Origin of the sequence: Rhodopirellula sp. UBA1907 (assembly GCF_002337565.1) — a bacterium.
Lineage (GTDB): Bacteria > Planctomycetota > Planctomycetia > Pirellulales > Pirellulaceae > Rhodopirellula > Rhodopirellula europaea.
The window spans coordinates 68,618-87,767 of sequence record NZ_DDGH01000053.1; the positions used below are offsets into that span (position 1 = coordinate 68,618).

The 19,150-nt window shown below is 55.7% G+C and carries 12 protein-coding genes; 7 read left to right on the forward strand and 5 right to left on the reverse strand.

Annotated features, from left to right (window positions below; genetic code table 11):
* The first annotated feature begins 164 nt into the window (after nucleotides 1–164).
* The 4 genes from B2R17_RS11275 to B2R17_RS11290 all read left to right on the forward strand — a co-directional run bounded on the left by B2R17_RS11275 (nucleotide 165) and on the right by B2R17_RS11290 (nucleotide 6,908).
* Nucleotides 165–1,499 carry a Gfo/Idh/MocA family protein gene (locus B2R17_RS11275; RefSeq protein ID WP_286764063.1) on the forward strand — a complete coding sequence of 445 codons (1,335 nt, stop codon included), beginning with the start codon at nucleotides 165–167 and terminating at the stop codon, nucleotides 1,497–1,499.
* A 569-nt stretch (nucleotides 1,500–2,068) separates the two neighbouring features.
* Complete coding sequence (locus B2R17_RS11280) at nucleotides 2,069–3,502, forward strand: hypothetical protein (RefSeq protein WP_339887939.1); 1,434 nt, start codon at nucleotides 2,069–2,071, stop codon at nucleotides 3,500–3,502.
* Complete coding sequence (locus B2R17_RS11285) at nucleotides 3,499–6,474, forward strand: PVC-type heme-binding CxxCH protein (protein ID WP_286764065.1); 2,976 nt, start codon at nucleotides 3,499–3,501, stop codon at nucleotides 6,472–6,474. The genes B2R17_RS11280 and B2R17_RS11285 overlap by 4 nt, the downstream gene beginning before the upstream one ends.
* A 74-nt stretch (nucleotides 6,475–6,548) precedes the next feature.
* Nucleotides 6,549–6,908: a VOC family protein gene (locus tag B2R17_RS11290; RefSeq protein WP_286764066.1), complete on the forward strand. Its 360-nt coding sequence runs from the start codon at nucleotides 6,549–6,551 to the stop codon at nucleotides 6,906–6,908.
* A gap of 16 nt (nucleotides 6,909–6,924) precedes the next feature.
* On the opposite strand, the gene B2R17_RS11295 is transcribed toward B2R17_RS11290, so the two are convergent.
* A complete protein-coding gene (locus B2R17_RS11295; protein ID WP_236625438.1) occupies nucleotides 6,925–8,511 on the reverse strand; it encodes a DUF1254 domain-containing protein in 1,587 nt (528 codons plus the stop codon).
* Nucleotides 8,512–8,653: 142 nt separating this feature from the next.
* On the reverse strand, nucleotides 8,654–10,012 hold the full coding sequence (locus tag B2R17_RS11300; RefSeq protein WP_286764067.1) for a Gfo/Idh/MocA family protein: 1,359 nt from the start codon (nucleotides 10,010–10,012) through the stop codon (nucleotides 8,654–8,656).
* Between the two features lie 278 nt (nucleotides 10,013–10,290).
* Here B2R17_RS11300 and B2R17_RS11305 point away from each other — a divergent pair, with 278 nt between their 5' ends.
* Together B2R17_RS11305 and B2R17_RS11310 are read left to right on the forward strand one after the other, a co-directional pair.
* On the forward strand, nucleotides 10,291–10,857 hold the full coding sequence (locus B2R17_RS11305) for a cell division protein FtsH (protein ID WP_286764068.1): 567 nt from the start codon (nucleotides 10,291–10,293) through the stop codon (nucleotides 10,855–10,857).
* 89 nt (nucleotides 10,858–10,946) lie between these two features.
* Nucleotides 10,947–13,082 (forward strand): Tex family protein, encoded by a 2,136-nt coding sequence (locus B2R17_RS11310; protein WP_286764069.1) that lies wholly within the window; start codon nucleotides 10,947–10,949, stop codon nucleotides 13,080–13,082.
* Between the two features lie 3 nt (nucleotides 13,083–13,085).
* Here B2R17_RS11310 and B2R17_RS11315 read toward each other — a convergent pair whose 3' ends face one another.
* From B2R17_RS11315 to B2R17_RS11325, 3 genes are all read right to left on the reverse strand, one after another.
* Complete coding sequence (locus B2R17_RS11315; RefSeq protein WP_286764070.1) at nucleotides 13,086–14,048, reverse strand: putative 2-dehydropantoate 2-reductase; 963 nt, start codon at nucleotides 14,046–14,048, stop codon at nucleotides 13,086–13,088.
* On the reverse strand, nucleotides 14,045–16,099 hold the full coding sequence (locus tag B2R17_RS11320) for an arylsulfatase (protein WP_286764071.1): 2,055 nt from the start codon (nucleotides 16,097–16,099) through the stop codon (nucleotides 14,045–14,047). Before B2R17_RS11320 ends, B2R17_RS11315 begins: the two co-directional genes overlap by 4 nt.
* A 117-nt stretch (nucleotides 16,100–16,216) precedes the next feature.
* A complete protein-coding gene (locus tag B2R17_RS11325) occupies nucleotides 16,217–17,500 on the reverse strand; it encodes a M48 family metalloprotease (protein ID WP_286764072.1) in 1,284 nt (427 codons plus the stop codon).
* A 264-nt stretch (nucleotides 17,501–17,764) separates the two neighbouring features.
* On the opposite strand from B2R17_RS11325, the gene B2R17_RS11330 reads away from it, so the two are divergent.
* On the forward strand, nucleotides 17,765–19,027 hold the full coding sequence (locus B2R17_RS11330) for a putative DNA modification/repair radical SAM protein (protein WP_286764073.1): 1,263 nt from the start codon (nucleotides 17,765–17,767) through the stop codon (nucleotides 19,025–19,027).
* Nucleotides 19,028–19,150 lie beyond the last annotated feature (123 nt).

Consider the following 19,150-nt stretch of genomic DNA (forward strand, 5'->3'; position numbering starts at 1 on the left):
GACAGCTTGATTTGCGCCCGAAGATGACCGGTGGCCTCGTCCGATTCCCATTCGCATTACTTCCCTCCCACCAGATTCTTTTCCGCCTTCATCCCACCTGATTTCCAACCTTCCGAATTGCGTCCCGCAGTTCTTCCCTGTGATTGTTTCCGAGTGAGCCTGATATGAATGACAAGCTGAACCGCACCACTTCTAATCAACCAACCACCTCCCGTCGCGAAGTTCTGCGTCGCGGTGCTTCCGCTTCCGCCGCGTTGGCAGCAACGGTTGGTGCCAGCCAAATGGTTCACACTCACGCCGCGTCCACTGATCCCAATCGCAAGATCAAAATCGGAATCGTCGGAGCGGGCGGACGTGGAACGGGTGCGGTCAACGACTCGTTTTCGATCAACGATAACATCGAATTGGTCACCATCGCGGACTTGGATCCTGGCAACGCGGAACGACTTCGCAAGGGAATGACTCGTCGTCACGGCGACAAGATCAATGTCGCCGACGATCGCATTCACTCAGGCTTGGATGCTTACAAGGCGGTTCTAGAAGACCCTGAAGTCGAAGTTGTGTTCTTGACGACTTCACCAGCCTTCCGTCCATCTCACATCGCCGAAGCTGTCAAAGCCGGCAAGCATGTCTTCGCTGAGAAACCCTCCTGCGTCGATCCCGCCGGATATCGGATCTGCGTCGCCGCACACGAAGAAGCCGAGAAGAATGGCACGGCTATCGTCACCGGAACCCAGTACCGTCGCCAATCCAATTACATGGAAGCGGTCAAGCGGATTCACGACGGTGAGATTGGTGACATCATCGGCATGACCTCGCGATACTGCAGCCAAGGCATTTGGTATAAGAACCGAGCCGAAGGCGTCAGCGACACGCAATACCAACTCAACAACTGGATGCACTTCATTTGGTTGTCCGGAGACCAAATCGCGGAGCAAGCCGTTCACAACATCGACCTGATGAACTGGGTCATGCAAGGACCACCGGTCAGCGCCTACGGTTCCGGCGGACGCTTCACCCGTCCCGACGACAGCGAAATGTGGGACAGCATGTCGATCGACTACATGTACTCCGACGAGCGTCCGGTTTCGTTCATGTGTCGCCAAATCCCTGGTTCAACCGCCGAAAACGGCAGCACCGTTCGCGGAACCAAGGGCTTCGCCGTCATCGGTGCCGGCAGCAGCGGATCAACCTTCCTGGACCGCAACGGCAAGGAAACTTTGAAACTCGAAGGAAGCATCGCGGATGCTTACCGCCAAGAGCACAAGGACTTGATCGATTCGATCCGAAGCGGCGAACCAATCGTCGAGTTGCTCGAAACCGCCAAGAGTTCGCTGACTGCCGTCATGGGCCGCATGGCTGCTTACACCGGCAAGAAGGTGACTTGGGACTTCGTCGCCAACGAATCAGAACTGGACCTCTTCCCCAAAGACTTGCAGTGGGACGGCAGTCGTCCTGAGCCTAGCTACGCCATCCCAGGCAAAACGAAACTGATCTGATCTCGTTCCAAGAACGATCGAGCAGACTTAGTCGAGGCATTGCCATATCAACGTGCTATGTCTGCTTGTCAGTCTTCACTCATGCCAAAGGCAGTTGTCATCAACTGCTCATCGGGGCGGCAATCTGGCCGCTCCTTCGTATTTGGTGACGTTGCATTCGCATTCATCGATCATCAATGCCACTGCAGCCTCCGTTTGTGACGCACCTCCCTTTATTGGCTGAGCAGTCGTTCGGCAAACGCAAAGTTGCGTACATCGCCCCATCTCATAGGGTGCGATCTGCTACTATAAGACCAGCCCGCTGGTGCAATGGAACTCCATTTGTTCGAGCGGTGGCTCCCGCCTCAAGTCCCACCCCTGATCGCCATCCATCTCCAATGGAACGACGAAGCTCGTCAGTTTGGCACCCTCAACACACACACGATCTCAATTGAGCTTAGTTGTGTTGAAAAGCTCGCTGCGGAGTTAGTCGGTCTACCACGAGTGCTCGGCGACATGCCCGGAGACCCACCATGACATCCCGTCCTCCATTGAGCGTCCTTGTCGCCAACGTACTGGTCGCTTGGATAGTGACCGCGTTAATCGTTCCGAACAACGTGTCGGCACAGGACGAAGCACCGAACCCGGTGACCGAAGCTTCCACAATTCGGTTGGCGAGATTCGACGTCGATGCGACGCCAACGGTCGGCTCAATGATGGCCTACGACCGCGTCAAACGGGTGGAGGAAATGACACTTCGGGCTCGCGGCATCGTCCTACTCGGTGCCGATGAACCAATCGTGCTGTGTGCGGTTGATTGGATCGGGATTGGCAACGAAGGACACGACCAATTTCGCAGTCGATTAGCGGCAGCCGCGGGTACAACTCCCGAACGAGTCGCCGTGCACACGCTCCATCAACACGACGCACCTCGTTGTGATTTCACTGCGGAACGGCTGGTCAACGAAGCGGGAAAGTCCGACCTGGGCCCATATGACAGTTCACTCGCGCGTGAAGTTTTGAATCGTTTGTCCGATGCGGTCAAGGAAGGAATCAACGGAGCGACCGAGGTCACGCACGCGGGTTGGGGATCGGCTGAAGTGAAGGACGTCGCATCCAACCGCCGTCTACAAGACGAGACGGGCAAGGTCATCGCGACTCGCTGCACCGCTTGCCGTGATCCCAAGATGATCGCCGCTCCCGTTGGAACGATCGATCCCGAACTGACTTCGCTGACGTTTTTCAATGGCGACAAAGCCCTCGCGGTGATCACGCACTACGCGTGTCATCCACAAAGCTACTATCGAACGGGTGTTCCCAGCCCTGATTTCCCCGGACTGGCTCGATTCATTCGTGGTCAAGCACGCCCCAATGTGCTTCACGTTCATTTCAATGGTGCCGGCGGAAACATTGGCGCGGGCAAGTACAACGATGGTTCGCCTGCCAACCGCATGAGGCTGGCTCACCGTGTCGCGGATGCGATGGAAGAATCAGCCGACAACACAACGAAGTTTGCCATCACGACAGATGATATTGACTGGACGTTCACGCCAGTTTCGCTTCCGCCGGCTCCTCACTTGGACGCCGATACACTGCGACAAAAGTTGGGTGATTGGAACACGACCGACTATTGGGGCAGTCCCGATGACTTGGCGTGGCTGCTGCGTTGCCAGAACGGACACAAGGTTGAACTGAGTTGTCTGTCGATCGCCGACGTTCGTCTGTTGCACATGCCAGGCGAGCTTTTCGTCGAATACCAGTTGGCCGCGAAGGCAATGCGACCAGACTTAAAAATTGCTATGGCAGCGTACGGCGACTACGGGCCGGGATACATCGGAACCGAGGAAGCGTATGGACAAGGCGGCTACGAAACGAGCCAGCGCGCATCAAAGGTGGCTCCCGAAGTCGAGACTGTCCTGATCAATGGCGTGAGAGAGCTTCTGGAAGTCAACGCCGAAGAATCAGTCGAAGAGTCAACTGTCGAGACCGATACCTCGTCGCCAGTAGAGGTTGAAACACGATGATGCTAGCCAATCGTTCTTTGATACTTCGCACGTTCATCGCCAGCCTTTCCCTCGCGTTCTCGCTGGTGAGCGTTTCAGCATTCACGCAGGATGACTACTCCGACGAGCTCCCACGTGTACCACCAACTCCTCCCTCGGAAACACTGCAAAACTTCCAAGTTGCCGATGGTTTTCAAATCCAATTGATCGCCAGTGAACCGTTGGTGACCAGCCCCGTGGCCATGGAATGGGCCGCGGATGGATCGCTTTTCGTTTGCGAAATGCGAGGCTACAGCGAAGATCGTGACAAAGGCATCTCGCGAATTTCCCATTTGCGGGATTTGAACCAAGACGGAGTTTATGACTCGAGCACCATTTTCGCGGAAGGGCTTCTTTGGCCGACCGGTTTGTTCCCGTGGGACGGTGGACTGTTCGTCGGTGATGCACCCAACCTCTACTATTTTCGCGACACGGACGGCGACGGAAAAGCGGATCAGCGCGACACTGTCTTGACCGGATTCGGCACATCCAACGTCCAGGGCCTCATGAACTCGTTTCGATGGGGACTCGACAATCGTATTCACATCGCGTGCAGCAGCACGGGCGGAATGATTCTGCGGCCGGGGCAACCTGAATCGGACGCGATCAATGTTCGAGGCCGTGACATCGCGTTGGATCCCCGGACGGGTGAATTTGAATTGACCAGCGGTGCGGCTCAACACGGAATGTGTTTCGATGATTGGGGTCGCAAATTTGTTTCGTCCAACAGCGATCACCTTCAGCAGGTCATGTACGAAGATCACTACATCGGTCGCAATCCACTTCTGCAGCCCGCTGCAGCGAGGGTGTCGATTGCCGAAGATGGACCGCAAGCCGAAGTGTTTCGAACCAGCCCCGTGGAACCTTGGCGGATTGTCCGCACGCGTTTGCGAGTCAGCGGCAAGGCACGCGGACCGATTGAAGGTGGCGGTCGAGCGGCGGGCTACTTCACCGGTGCAACCGGAGTCACGATTGTGCGCGGAGACGCTTGGCCCGAGGCTTTTCAAGGTATGGCAATCATCGGCGATGTGGGAAGCAACCTCATCCATCGCAAACGACTCCATCCCAGCGGATTGAAATGGATCGGCAAACGAGTCGACACCAACAGCGAACTGGTCACCTCCACCGACATCTGGTTCCGGCCGGCTCAGTTCGCAAATGCGCCGGATGGTTCGCTGCACATCATCGATGTTTGTCGCGAAGTCATTGAACACCCCAAAAGTTTGCCTGCTGAAATCAAGCAGCACTTGGACCTGACCTCGGGACGCGATCGAGGCCGTCTGTACCGACTCGTGCCAAACGAATTCCAACATCGCCCAACACCGAATCTGAATCGTGCAAGCGATCTCGAATTGGTCGATATACTTGCTCACCCCAACGCTTGGCATCGCGAAACGGCAAGCCGTCTGTTGTTCGAACGACAATCGAAGTGCATCGCCGAACTGAAACAGATGGCCAACCACCCCGAAACACCGCTGGGACGCTTGCACGCGTTAGCAGTCCTGGACGGTCTCGAACAACTCGATGAACAAACCATCATTCCGAGACTGAACGATCCTCATCCTTCCATTCGAAAACAAGCGATTCGCTTGACGGAGAAACTGCCGTCGAGCGAAGCTTTGCGAAACAAACTCGCGGAACAAACCGACGATCCATCGATTGAAGTCCGCTACCAGCTCGCTTTCACCGCGGGATCGATTGCCGGATTCGAGAAGACACAAACGCTTGCCAAGATCATTCGCCGAAACCCCACTGACCGATGGATGCAAACGGCGGTGCAAAGTTCCGTTGCCGACGGTGCTGGTGAATTGTTTGCCGAGCTACTCACAACGCCGTTTGAACACCGACTCAGCGAATTTGTCGGTCGTTTGGCGTCTCAGATCACTCAGCAGAACAGTCCAACCGATATCCGCATGGCAATCGCAGCGGTGTCGGACCTGACACCCGATGATGGCGACTTTGCTCTTCCGATTCTCGGCAAGCTACTGGAATCTCGCTCACGCAAGGACACGTTGCTTCATCAATTCGAAGAATCCGGTGAGCTCACAAAGATTGATCGCGTGATGAGCGAGATGCTCGAACGACTTGAGCGAGTCGCACTCGATGAATCCGAACCCGTCGATGTTCGCGTTCGCGCGGTTGAGAATTTGCGTTACGCCTCCGCGTCTCGGGCGTCAGCTGTTTTGCCAAACTTGATCGACAGCCGTCATCCCATCGCGATCCAACGCGCGGCCATGATCACTTGGGGCCGTTTTGATTCCAGCGACATCACCGAAACCTTGTTGTCGCAGTGGAGCAGCCTCAGCCCCAGCCTTCGCGAAACGGCCAGCGAAATCCTGTTTTCGCGGCCTGACCGTTTGCTTGGTTTGTTAAACGCGATCGAATCGGGAGATATCCCTCTCAGCGAAGTCTCCAGATCGCGTTTGCAACTCGCTGCCAAATCGACCGACTCATCGACTCAGAAACTCGCGTCCGAGCTGCTCGAGTCAAGCGGATCAAAGAACCGCGAACAAGTCGTTCAGGCCTACCAAGAGTCACTGCAATTGTCAGGTGATGTCGCTCGTGGCAGCAAGCTCTTCTCGACACATTGTGCCAATTGCCATCGACTCGAAAATCGCGGTCATGAGATCGGTCCGAATTTGGCGACGGTCAAAACTCGCGGAGCCGACTTCATCCTCACCAACGTCTTGGATCCCAACCGCGAAGTGAACCCTCAGTATCTGAACTATGTTGCCTTGGACGTCGATGGACGAACGCTGACAGGGATGATCACCGAAGAATCAGCGACTTCGATCACGCTGCAGCGTGCCGAATCGGCCAAAGATTCGCTACTTCGAGTCAACATCGAACGATTGCAAAGCACCGGGATGTCCATCATGCCGGAAGGCCTGGAAGAACAACTCGATCCGCAGGCGATGGCCGACCTGATCGCTTACTTGATGCATGTCGAATGAATCCGGTGTGCCCTGTCGGCAATCCACCTGCTAGGTTTGCGGCGTCGTTTCCCTTTCACGCCTGAGGACTTCGCATGAGCAACCAACACGAATCGATCAACTACATCGAGATCCCCGCCAAAGACATGGCAAAAACCAAGGCTTTCTTTGAAACCTGTTTTGGTTGGAAGTTCACCGACTACGGACCCGAGTACACCGCCTTCGACAAATCGACAGGCCTGGACGGTGGTTTCTATCAGTCCGACAAATCATCGCTGACGTCGAACGGCGCCGCGCTCGTCGTATTCTATAGCGATGATTTGGAAGCAACGATGGCGAAAGTCCAGACGTCGGGTGGAACCGTGATCCAGGACATCTTCTCCTTTCCCGGAGGCCGCCGTTTCCACTTCACCGAACCGTCCGGAAACGAGTTCGGTGTATGGTCGGACAAATAGCATCCAGATCGAAAACTCAGTCGGCGTCATCGACGAGTTCGATCTCGCCGGGACGCCAAGTCTTTTCAAACCAAGGATCCAACGGTCCATACAGACGAAGCAGCGTGTACCAGCCTTTTCCAGAGACGGTTTGAATCCAATTCGATTCTTTTCCGGCTGGGCTCTCCGGTGCGAAATAGAGATCAACCGAACCATCTGGGTTGGTCTGCAGATTGTCCCGCTTGTTATTCTTGCTGGGGAACGGTTGCCCGGTTTGCAACTCGGACCGAGTCTGCGGATCGTAGATGACCACGGACCAAAAGTCTTTCACTGGGACGTTGGCGGGAAGATGAAGCTTGTAGGTTTTGCTCCCGTCCAAATATCGTCCTTCCTTGTCGACGACAGCGTAGGCATATTGTGAGCCCTTGCCGGTCATCTTCAAAACCATCGCCGGCGTGTTGACCGTTGCCTGGTAAAAGAAAAGCGTTCTTGCATCAAGATTGCGTCCACCCTGACCGCCGTCTTTCAACCACTGATAGTCGCCCCCAATGAATGCGGTCATCCACGCGCTGCCAGGGTAATATTTGACGCCAGTCAATCGCGGCCGGAAAACAATTGACCGAGCGGTGGCATTGCCAATCGCAACCGCCTCTGTCAACAGTCGTTTCTCCTTCTCATCTGGAGAAAACTCCTTTCCCTTCTCGATACCGATCGCGGCAAAGATCCCACGCAGCTCGGGATCGAGCATGCTCACCGGTTCTCGTTGGATCACCGTCGCCAACTCTTCGTAGAACTCGAAGGTGTTGGCGTGAATGGTGTTGAAACTCTTCTCCGACCCACTAACAAATTTCATCGCTGGTGGGTTCGACTTCTTCGACAACGGGTAAACCTTCAGACCGTTGCGAAACATCTCGGCGGAAGCATCCGGTTTTCCATCAACCAAAAAGCCGCGAAGAATCACCCAGTTCACCCAACTGGTTGACTGAACGACGAAGTAGTTTTCCCCATCGATTTCGGTTGCCTTTCCTCCAATCGGTCCCTCCCATTCGCCGTCGTAGTCGGGTGGCAGAATCAGGTACTTTCCCCCGTTTCCTCGGTCTGGCCCCGGGACTCCCATATCAACCACGAACCGAAAGTACGCGTCGTTGACTGTGCCAGGACCACACTTGGCGGGCACCTCCACGACGGTCGGCCCATCCCGCTTGAGATCCAAGAATCCCGAGCAGTACACGGTGTCGGTGTTGCCGGTCAAAAAGAGCGGGTTGGAATCTAAAAGGCGATCCAAAATCATGAACTGGTTGGATGTTTCCAGTCCCATTTCAACATGCCCCAACCGAAGCCCTTCGATGGAAGTGGCGGGGATCCCGTTCAGGAAGGCTTCTGTGCCGCGTATCACGGTGAGGAAGTCATAAAGTTTCTCATTGGTCGCTTCGTCAGGTCGTCCATCATCAAACTTCAATTCGCCGAGCAACTTGGTTTCGACCACATCTGGCGTGAGAATTTTCTTAGGGATCTTGTGGTTGTACCCAGGTGTCGGATCATCAGCGTTTGCCGCGTGACGATCCGCCGCAAGTGAAACCACAACCACGATGCCAAGTAGACCTCGGATCCATTTTCGATTCATCACACACCCTCAAGGAAACATTAAGCGTTTAGAAGTTCAGCATTCGCACCAAGTTTGATGCGACAACCATGACGAATGCAAGACACCGAAACCATTCAGTGGCTCGCGTCTACCATCCAGGCGATCTTGATCCGCGAGACGATCATGCCCGATCGGCGGGGTGCTGATAAGGCGACCGATAGTTTCTTTTCAGTTTTTTGGTTGCTTCTTCATCACCCACGATCGTGTGCGTTTCCGGATCAAATTCAAGTGTTCGCCCGAGTTCCATTGCCACGTTCGCCATGAAGCATGACGCGCTGCTGATGTGACCTTGTTCGATGTCAGCAACCGGTTTGGAACGGTTGTCAATCGCGTCGAGAAAGTCTCGCATGTGACCGCGAATTGCCGAAGCAACGTGCAGTTCCAGTGCCCACTTCTCTTTGTCGGTGACATCGGTCGGGTATTTGTCAGTCTCAATGACTGCTTCGCCGGACAATTTCTTGCCGCCACCGCGCGGTTCAAACTCAAACTTGTTCACGCTCAACTTCAGCGTGCCTTTGTCGCCGTAGATCTTGGCCGCCCACGGGTACTCGGGATCGGGAGCACTGCCCCAACTTCGGTGAGTCCAGACCACGTCCAAGCCATCAAAGTCAAACGTCGCCGTTTGTGTGTCCGTGATGTTGGCGAGTGAATCCTTCTGCACCATGATGCCACCCACGCTGCTGATTCGCTTGGGCCAACCAAGATCCAATTGCCAACGTACCAAGTCCAACATGTGGACACACATGTCGCCGACGATGCCGTTTCCATATTCCATGAACGCTCGCCATTTGCGTGGATGAGTCAGCTCGGTGTAGGGACGCATCGGGGCCGGACCTGTCCAAGCTTCGTAGTCAAAGTGCGGAGGCGGATCGATCGCAGGCGGATTCGAATTTGCTCGCATGTGGTAATAGCAGCAGACTTCGGCGAACGCGACGTTGCCCAGCAACCCAGCATCGACAACGTTCTTCCTCGCATCGATCAAGTGCGGCGTGCTACGGCGCTGGGTGCCGACTTGCACAACGCGTCCGGTCCGGCGTGCCGCGTCCAACATCGCTTTGCTTTCGAGCGTGTCGACACCCGTTGGCTTTTGCACGTAGACGTCGGCGCCTGCTTCGACCGCGGCGATCATCGGCAGCGCGTGCCAGTGATCCGGCGTGTCAACCAAAACGATGTCCACGTTCTTTTTGGCAAGCAAGCGTTCATAATTCGCGAATGTTTCGGGACGGTTGCCGGACTTCTGTCGAGAGGCGATCAGATCGGCACATTCATCCAGCAACTTTTGATCGACGTCGCACAACGAAACCACTTCAACAGGCTCGATGTTGATCAGCTGCAGCAAATCACATTTGCCGTACCAACCGCATCCGATCAAGGCGACGCGGCGAGGTCGTCGCTTTTCGTCTGCTTGAGCGGGATTTGATTGAGTGGCAACAACGGTGGCAGCAGCGGCAGTGGCGGCAAGAAAAGAACGGCGTTCCATGGCAATCTTCTGAGTGGGGATGGGGATGGGAGCGACCAAACAGACGCGGGGGAATCGGCACGTGGCAGATCCCCTGGACCGCACATTTTAACAGAGCGGAGCAGCCCGGCGTTGCAACCAACGTCGCCCCAGAAAATTGCGAGGGAGGATTGATCCCAAATCCTACGGAACACCCCACCACAGCGCATTCGTTTGAAACTCAATTCACAACACTTCGAAAAGCTCCTCGCTTTGGCGGCCGTGGCAAGAATGAGGCCAATGATTAGGTGATCGCTGCTGTGCTTCATCTCACCTATACTGCCGCGATGAAACCGAACGAAGACACGACCGAAAACGGGGAATCACCTCCCTCCCCCACCGCTTCCAAAGAAACCATCGCGACCGCGTATCACGAAGCCGGCCACGCGGTGATGGCGATGGCCGTCGGACGAAGCATTCAAAAGGTCACCATTGCTCCCGGCAAGCTGCAGTTCGGTGGATCACGTCTTGGCACCTGCGAAATCAAAAAGGGCCGATCCAAAGGCAGCAAGGACCAACTCGAAGACGACGTGCTGGTTTTGCTGGCCGGGATGGTTTCCGAATCGCGTTTCACAGGAGTCTATTGCGCGGCGGGTGCGTCGCAGGACTTGCGAGAGGTCTCGGCACGGTTGTGCACACGAGCCGCGTCCCAGCGACAGCATGAAACACTGCTCAAACGCATGCTTTCCAAAACAGAACACATTCTCAACGACGAAGCCAACCTCGAAGCGATCCGCGCAATCACCAATGAGCTGTTAGAAAAGACAACCATCAGCGGCCGCGCCGTGAAACACCATTTTGAGATGGCACAACGACGACACGCTTGAGTATCACTGCCGCTCGATCGTTTCATCCGAAATGATTCACCGATCCACCATCGACTTCGCAACCTTTCGCAGCACTGACAATTCGTCCTATGCAATCCATCGCTCGTGAACTGAATCTTCCAGAGAAACAAGTCGCCGCGGTCATCGAGCTACTCGAAGCCGGCAACACGATTCCCTTCATCGCCCGGTATCGCAAAGAGGTCACCGGCGGTTTGGACGAAATCGCTCTGCGCGCGATCGAAGACGCTCTCGAAAAGCACAACGCCTTGTTGGCTCGAAAGGCAACCGTTCTCAAAACGATCGAAGAACAAGGTGCGTTGACCGCTGAGCTTCGCAAACAGATTGACGCCTGCACGGATCTGCGATCACTCGAGGCTTTGTACCTGCCCTACAAACCGAAACGCCGCACGCGAGCAACGATCGCACGCGAAAAAGGGCTTCAACCGCTGGCTGATCTGCTTCTCAAACAAACCAAGCTGCCTCAATCGAAACAGCAAACACTCCAAGGATTTGTCAATCAAGATTTGGATGTCGCCGACACCGACGCGGCTCTGGCCGGCGCACTCGACATCGTTGCTGAACAATGGAGCGAAGATGCGTCGGTTCGTGAGTGGATGGTCGAGAAAGGAACCAAGTTCGGGCAGATCACTTCAGCGGTCAAACGCGGCAAGAAGGACGAAGCGGACAAATACGAAGCCTACCTGGATCGTGCCGAATCAGCCGCTCGCATTCCCGGTCACCGATTGCTCGCAATGTTGCGTGGCGAAGCGGAAGGCATCCTTCGTGTTGGGCTGAAAATGGAAGAAGACCGTGCCATCTCGCACGTCAAATCCACGTTCATCCAAAACCGATCGTTCGAATTCGCTCGAGAACTTGAATCAGCCGCGGAAGACTGTTTTCAACGCTTGCTTCAACCGGCAACGCAGTCGACCGTGCTGCAAATGTTGAAGGAGAAGGCCGACGAAGAAGCCATCGATGTGTTTGGCAAGAATCTGCACGAACTGCTAATGTCGCCTCCCGCCGGACCTCGCGTGACGATCGGTATCGACCCTGGTTTTCGCACTGGTTGCAAAGTCGCCGTGGTCGATGGCACTGGAAAGTTCCTGGCCAACACAACGATCTATCCGACGCCTCCCAAATCCGACACCGCCGGAGCGTCAAAGCAGCTTTTGGCCCTGGTACAGAAACACCATGTTGAACTGATTGCGATTGGCAACGGAACCGCCTCCAGAGAAACCGATGCCTTTGTCGGCCAACTGATTCGCGATCACAAGTTGGATGTCACCAAGGTAATGGTCAGCGAATCGGGGGCGTCAATCTATTCGGCCAGCGAATTGGCTGGGAAGGAATTCCCCAATTTGGACGTCACCGTTCGTGGCGCCATCAGCATCGCACGTCGCCTTCAAGATCCGTTGGCAGAGCTCGTCAAAACAGACCCCAAATCGATCGGTGTCGGACAGTACCAACACGATGTGAACCAACCTCAGCTTCGCAAGTGCCTTGACCGAACCGTCGAAAGCTGCGTGAACCACGTCGGCGTGGACCTGAATATGGCCAGCGTACCATTGCTGTCGCGAGTCGCCGGCATCGGACCGAAATTGGCCGAGAACATCGTTCAATACCGAGACACGAACGGGCGTTTCGGCAGCCGTAAGGAACTGACGAAGGTTCCCAAACTTGGAAAGAAGGCATTCGAACAAGCAGCCGGCTTTCTGCGAATTCGCGGCGGTGATGAGCCGCTGGACAATTCAGCCGTGCACCCCGAAAGCTACACGCTGGTCAGCCGCATGGCCAAGCAATTGCATGCCGATGTGAAAACGCTCGTTGGCAATGCGACGCTCAGCCAGAAACTGCAACCTGATTCGTTTGTGGACGACCGCTTCGGAATTCCAACCATCCGTGACATCATCGCGGAACTTGGCAAACCCGGTCGCGACCCTCGAAGCGAATTCAAGGTCGCCCAGTTCGATGATTCCGTCCAATCGATGGAAGATCTTCGCGAAGGAATGGTGCTGGAAGGCGTCATCACCAACGTGACGCACTTCGGTGCGTTCATCGATCTCGGTGTCCACCAAGACGGGTTGATCCACGTCTCTCAGTTGGCCAACCAATTCGTCAGCGATCCTTCCGAGGTCGTTTCGGTCGGCGACGTGGTCAAAATCAAAGTCCTCGAGATTGACCTGGATCGCAAACGCATCGCGGTCTCCAAGAAGGCTCTTGGTTGACCTTCACGCGTCTTGGCAAATCGCTTCGTTTAAAAACGCGAGTTGCTGATACAGCATTGAAATCGACGGGGCGATCTCGCTCGCACGATCTCCGATCGCTCGCAGCGGGTTACCAAAGATCGCTTCGACTTCCATGGGGCGTTTGGCCAAGAAGTCCAACCGCATACTGCTGTCGTACGGAACCATCGTCTCGGTGTGTTCCATCGTCGCCCGAATCGCCTTTTCATCAATCTCAACGCCGCAAGCAGCGGCGCCGGCGTGAACTTCGGCAATCAGTTGGTTCGCCAAGTCGCGACCAGGTTGAGATCCAATGATTCGATCCGTCGACGCATCGAGTACCACCGACAATCCGTTGAAAGGGATGTTCCACATCAACTTTCGCCAGCGAGTCTTGGCCAGATCGTCGCTCCAATTCGCGTCGATCCCCGCTGATTGCATGTCCGTCTCAATGCGGCGCCCCACCTCATTGGCACACGAGGGATCGACGCCGGTTTCTTGGTAGGCACCGAACGCGATCCGCCCGTAATCCAAGTGATGGATGTGCCCTGGTCCGACCTTGTTGCTGCACAGGAAACAGCATCCACCGAGAACTCGTCCGGCGGGAACCGTCCGTCGCACGTCGGCTTCGACATCCAACCCGTTTTGCAGCGTCAACACCACGCCGTCGTCAGCGACCACTTGCGGCAGCCACTCGTCCAACAACGCATTGCGAGTCGATTTCAACGCGATGATCACAACATCGCATTTCGGCATCGTTTCAACCGAGTCGTAGACTTGAGGCGACTCCAAAACAAAGTCGCCGAGCACGCTGTCGATTCGAAACCCATTTTCCCGAACGTGGTCAAAATCCGAATGCAACAAGAAGTGCACGTCGCATCCGGATCGGGCCAGCATGGCTCCATACAAACCGCCCACCGCACCACTTCCTAGAATTGCATAACGAAGTGGTTCGGCGGGAGCATTCATTTGGAGTTCCTTTTCTTCTTTGCTGGTTTGCGTGACTTTTTCGGAGCGTCTGGCAGCTCGTTCAGTTCCAATGCGGGAACGGAATCATTGCCCGCCAAACGGACGATCATGTCAACCGGGTGCGTGCCGGCTTGCAGCGTGACTTCCACCGATGCATCCGTCTTGTCCTGACCGGTCGTGTCGATCAAAGCCGCGTCGTGCAAACGCAAAACAGCATCGCCGGTCGCCGTCAATCGCAACTCGTATCGCCCAGTTTTCGCGACATTCAAAACCGTTTGCACGCGTGCGTTGCCCTTGCCGGCGGAGCGAACTGCGTCGGCGAGATCCAATCCTTCGACATCCACCTTGGTCGATTGAGCAGGATCCAAACGCGAAACAAAGGATGTCTTGGTTGGACAATACGTGACCACCATCGCGTCGTCCGCATTCAGGGAATCGTCCGCGGGAATGGGTTCGCCGTCGTAGGGACGCTCGGCGGTCGCGTTGGCTGAACGAAGCTGAAGCACGCGGTCGTGCATCCGTTGTTGCAGCTTTTTCATTTCGGGCGACGTTCCGGCCAAGTTATTGGCTTCGCCGGGATCTTTCGCGACGTCGTAGATTTCAAACGGATCCGAGTGCGATTGAATGTTGTGCCGAACGCCTTTGTAGCCGTCCATGAAGATCGCTTGCATTTGACCGCGACGAGCTCCCCGGCGAGATGGCTCGTAGTCTTTGTAGTTCGGAGTCTTGCCGCCGTTGAAATACTCAACGTAGGTCGTCGGCGTCGCTTGTTCGCCATCTTGCAACAGCGTGGGAACCAGCGAAACACCGTCTGCTCGGGCTGGAACGGTCGCTCCCGCCAAATCGGCAAACGTGGTCAACCAATCGTGGAATTGGCTTGGGCTTTGATCGATTCCAGGTGCAATCTTTCCGGGCCACCAGGCAATGGTCGGAACACGGATCCCACCCTCGTAACAATCTCGCTTCATCCCATCAAACGGACCGTACGATTGAAACGATGCCGGGTCGTAATTCACGTTTTGGATATACGATTCGCTGTGCGGACCGTTGTCGCTGGAGAAGACCACCAGCGTGTTTTCGTCGAGTTCCAAATCGCGAAGCGTTTGCAGCAGGTCGCCCATCAAGTCGTCGAGCCGTCGGACGCTGGTCGCGAAGCGTACTTCGGCATCCGTCCAACCTTGGTTGGCATAGTCAGGGTGCTTGTACGAATCAATCGGCCCGACCGTGTTGATCATCCGGTCGGTCTCGCCGAGCCACTGCACGCCACCGTTGACGCCCATGCCTTCTGGATAGGGCGCCGATGGATACTGGATCGATGCGTGAGGTGTGTCGTAGGAAAGGAACACGAAGAACGGTTCGTCCGCCGATTGCGATTTGTGTTCTACCAAGAACTTTTTCGTTTTCGCGGTGAACAAATCGGCCGTGTAGCAGCCTTTCAGTTGCGATGAGATTTCGTCGTCGTTGTGCCACAATTCAACCGGGTTGGCGTGGGCTTCGCCATTGGCGATCGGCCATTTGTCGGCGGGATAATGATTGTGCCCGTCGCGGTGACGCACGTAGCCAAAGAACTCGTCAAACCCACGCTTGGTCGGATACGCCGGCCAATTGCCGGCACTGCTGCCTTCGCCCTGCAAACCATACTTTCCGACCAGAGCCGTCGCGTAACCAGCGTCTTTCAACACCGATGCGACCGTCGGAACGTCTGGCAACGCTTTGTCAAACTGGTTGTCTCGGATCGACGCATGGCCTTGATGCACACCGGTCAGCAGCGACGCGCGACTGGGAGCACACACGGGGGCCGGGCAGTAGTGGTTCCGCATCTGCAAGCCTTCTGCCGCCATCGCATCCCAATGCGGTGTTTGGTGCGTCCTGTCGTGCTTGGATTCGTTCTGGTAGTAGCACCCCAAATCGCCCCAACCAAGATCGTCGTACAAAACAAAGAGAATGTTTGGCTGGCGGGCGGAGTCTGCCGCGTTGGCTGGGATGGGTGCGAGCGAATTGGACCAAGCCATCAGTCCAACGAACAAACACAGAAGATGGCGGGAACGCATGCAAAGGGCTCTTCTTCAGGTGGGAAACGTGTGGGGGACCACGATTCTAACTCAAAGCCCTCTACAAGTCCTTCCCCATCTGAGCTCGACCATCATGAAGATGCGAGCAAGTTTCGATCAAATCAGATGCATGCGAGGTGGTTTGGCCAGCCGTTTGACTCGCATCGCCAAACTGGGGTGCAACCAGCTCGCTCGACGTGCCGCGGGGTGTCCGGCCGTGACTCGTCCCAAGGCCGCAGCCATCATTCCCGCCGCTTCGGCTTCCGTCGCCGGCATCCCCTCAGCCTGCCCGCCGGCTTTGACGGCCAACTTGCAAGCGACCGCGTCGGCGTCCCATTCCGTCAAATACGCAACGGCACTCAAAGTTCCCACGGTCAACAACAATCCAGTCAGCCCGCCAACGGTTGCTCCCAAAGATTCATTTGTGAACAAGGATCCAACCCAGATCGAAACAAACCATGCTGGAGCGACAGCAGCCATCCGAATTGGAACGTGCCAGCGACGCACATGAGCCACTTCGTGCATGACGACCATCAACAACTGACCACGGGGCAATTCATCCAACACGCGATCGGACAACAGCAGCATGCGACCGGGACGAAACAAACCAGCCACCAACGCGTTGAAGACACGTCCGCTTGTGTTCCAACGGACAATCCGCATCGCAGTCCATCCTTCGGTTTTTACGCCGACTCGGTTGAGCCACAACGTGATCGATTCGCGATCTGTGGTCGACATTGTTTCTTGCCGGATGACTCGGCCAACGATCCACGGCAGCACAAATGCGATCACCGCGATGCCGACGCCGATACCGATTGCTACCGCGTTGCCCGTCGCGATCGGTTGGCTCCATTCTGCCAAATCACCCAGCAACAAAAAGAGCATGGTTGGAATGATCAACCAAACGGGACCGGCACGAAGTCCAGACCACAACGAAACAAAGTAGTTTCGTAGAGACGAGTCAGTCAGGCTCAGCCGAGCCCCGAAGACATGCTCGGCGGACCAGGTCGCCAGCAGAATGGTGATACCAGGCATCAACAAAACGATGGATTGCAGCATCATGCTGGATTCCAAAATCGGTTGTTCGCGAGACCAAGCGGCCAATGAAAACGCACCGAGGCAAGTCAGCACGACGGGCAGTCCCAGCCAGCGAAAAATGTCCAGCTGAATCTCAAGCATCCGGCTCGCGTCGCGAATTCGCATGTGTCCTCGCTTGACCTGCAAAACCATCATCCGAGCGGCCGTGTGACAAAGGATTGTCCATCCCGCAACCAACGCGACGCTGGCCATCACCGACCGGAACGACGGTTCCGACCAACCAGGGGCGGAACCGCAGCAGAGCGATACCAAGACCAGCAAAAAGACGTAGAAAGACAAATTGAATCCTTGTTCGTTGAGCACCGGCCGTCGTAGTTTCAGCGGCCAGTCATCAGCAAACCCAATCTTTTCGACGGCGTCAAAGGATTCTCGAAAAAACCGCCACTTCGACCATCCCGAACTGTCAACTCGGCCCGGTTTTAACGGTTTTACGGGATGGACGGCGTTCGACTCTCGACGCTCCGATACATTTGATCAGACCATCAGGCGCGGGGTTTGGCAAGTTCTCCGTGCCAACGGAATCCGCCGCGGAAACGATCCTGCGGTATCCACTCAACGCGAGACTTCATGCCGTCACCATCGGACATCAACGGAAAACTGGCGATCCTCGCCGACGCAGCAAAATACGATGCTTCCTGCGCCAGCAGCGGATCCAAACGAGAGTCGAAGGGCGGCCTGGGCAGCACCGAAGGCATGGGGATTTGCCACTCCTACACACCCGACGGACGCTGTGTTTCTTTGCTGAAAATATTGCTGACGAACTACTGCATCTACGATTGCCAGTACTGCGTCAACCGAATCAGCAGCGACACCCCACGCGCACGGTTCACACCGGAACAAGTCGTCAAGCTGACGATGGATTTCTACCGTCGCAACTACATCGAAGGTTTGTTTCTCAGCAGCGGAATCATTCAGGACTCCGACTACACGATGGGGCAAATGATCGAGGTTGCGAAAACTCTTCGCGAACGAGAATCGTTCCGTGGCTACATCCACTTGAAAACCATTCCGAACGCGGCGGATGACTTGATCGAAACGGCGGGACAATACGCCGACCGATTGAGCATCAACATCGAGCTGCCAACCGTCGGCGATTTGAAAACGCTCGCTCCAGAAAAGAAGCGTCCGGCGATCGAACAATCGATGGATCGGATCAAAGTCAAACGGGACGAGATCACATCGGATCGCAAACGAGGCCTACGCGTGCCGCAGTTTGTGCCCGCGGGCCAAAGCACCCAAATGATCGTTGGTGCAACCGACTCGACCGATCAAGACATCTTGAACACTTCGTCGGTGCTATACGGCACACATCAATTGCGGCGGGTCTACTATTCAGCGTACAGCCCAATCCCGCACGCGGACGCACGCCTGCCGGGCATGTCGCCTCCGTTGGTGCGTGAACATCGTTTGTACCAAGCCGATTGGCTGCTGAGGTTCTACGGTTTCGATGCTTCGGAACTGACCACCCCGGAATCGCAGAACTTGGACTTGGACATCGACCCCAAACTCGCCTGGGCACTTCGCAACCGCGAACGGTTCCCGATCGATGTCAATCGTGCTTCGCGAGAGATGCTGCTACGCGTCCCGGGAATTGGTGAACGAGGCGTCAAACGAATTCTCAACACACGCCGTCACCACGCCATCCGAGATGAAGATTTGATTCGAATCGGCGTGTCGTACAAAAAGGCTCGCCCTTTTCTGATCACCGCCGATCGTCATCCGGAACCACTCAGCCTGGACAGCCTTGGACTGCGTGATCGATTGCGTCCCAAGTCCGTCCAATTGAGCCTCTTTGATGCGTTTGAGTCAGCCGCGACTGGACAAGTCTGAGCAAGCGGAAATGTTAACGCTTTGATTGCTTGTATATGTCCGGCAAAGCAACCGAGTGGTCTGAAACGAGCGTTCACAATCTACCTAAAACGCCAAGTCAACTCAGTCGTCCGACGACGACCT

Excerpts from the sequence above, each read along its gene's own strand:
- B2R17_RS11275 (WP_286764063.1), top strand. The coding sequence starts at position 165 with ATGAATGACAAGCTGAACCGCACCACTTCTAATCAACCAACCACCTCC.
- B2R17_RS11285 (WP_286764065.1), top strand. The coding sequence starts at position 3,499 with ATGATGCTAGCCAATCGTTCTTTGATACTTCGCACGTTCATCGCCAGC.
- B2R17_RS11290 (WP_286764066.1), top strand. The coding sequence starts at position 6,549 with ATGAGCAACCAACACGAATCGATCAACTACATCGAGATCCCCGCCAAA.
- B2R17_RS11295 (WP_236625438.1), bottom strand. The coding sequence starts at position 8,511 with ATGAATCGAAAATGGATCCGAGGTCTACTTGGCATCGTGGTTGTGGTT.
- B2R17_RS11300 (WP_286764067.1), bottom strand. The coding sequence starts at position 10,012 with ATGGAACGCCGTTCTTTTCTTGCCGCCACTGCCGCTGCTGCCACCGTT.
- B2R17_RS11310 (WP_286764069.1), top strand. The coding sequence starts at position 10,947 with ATGCAATCCATCGCTCGTGAACTGAATCTTCCAGAGAAACAAGTCGCC.
- B2R17_RS11315 (WP_286764070.1), bottom strand. The coding sequence starts at position 14,048 with ATGAATGCTCCCGCCGAACCACTTCGTTATGCAATTCTAGGAAGTGGT.
- B2R17_RS11320 (WP_286764071.1), bottom strand. The coding sequence starts at position 16,099 with ATGCGTTCCCGCCATCTTCTGTGTTTGTTCGTTGGACTGATGGCTTGG.
- B2R17_RS11330 (WP_286764073.1), top strand. The coding sequence starts at position 17,765 with ATGCCGTCACCATCGGACATCAACGGAAAACTGGCGATCCTCGCCGAC.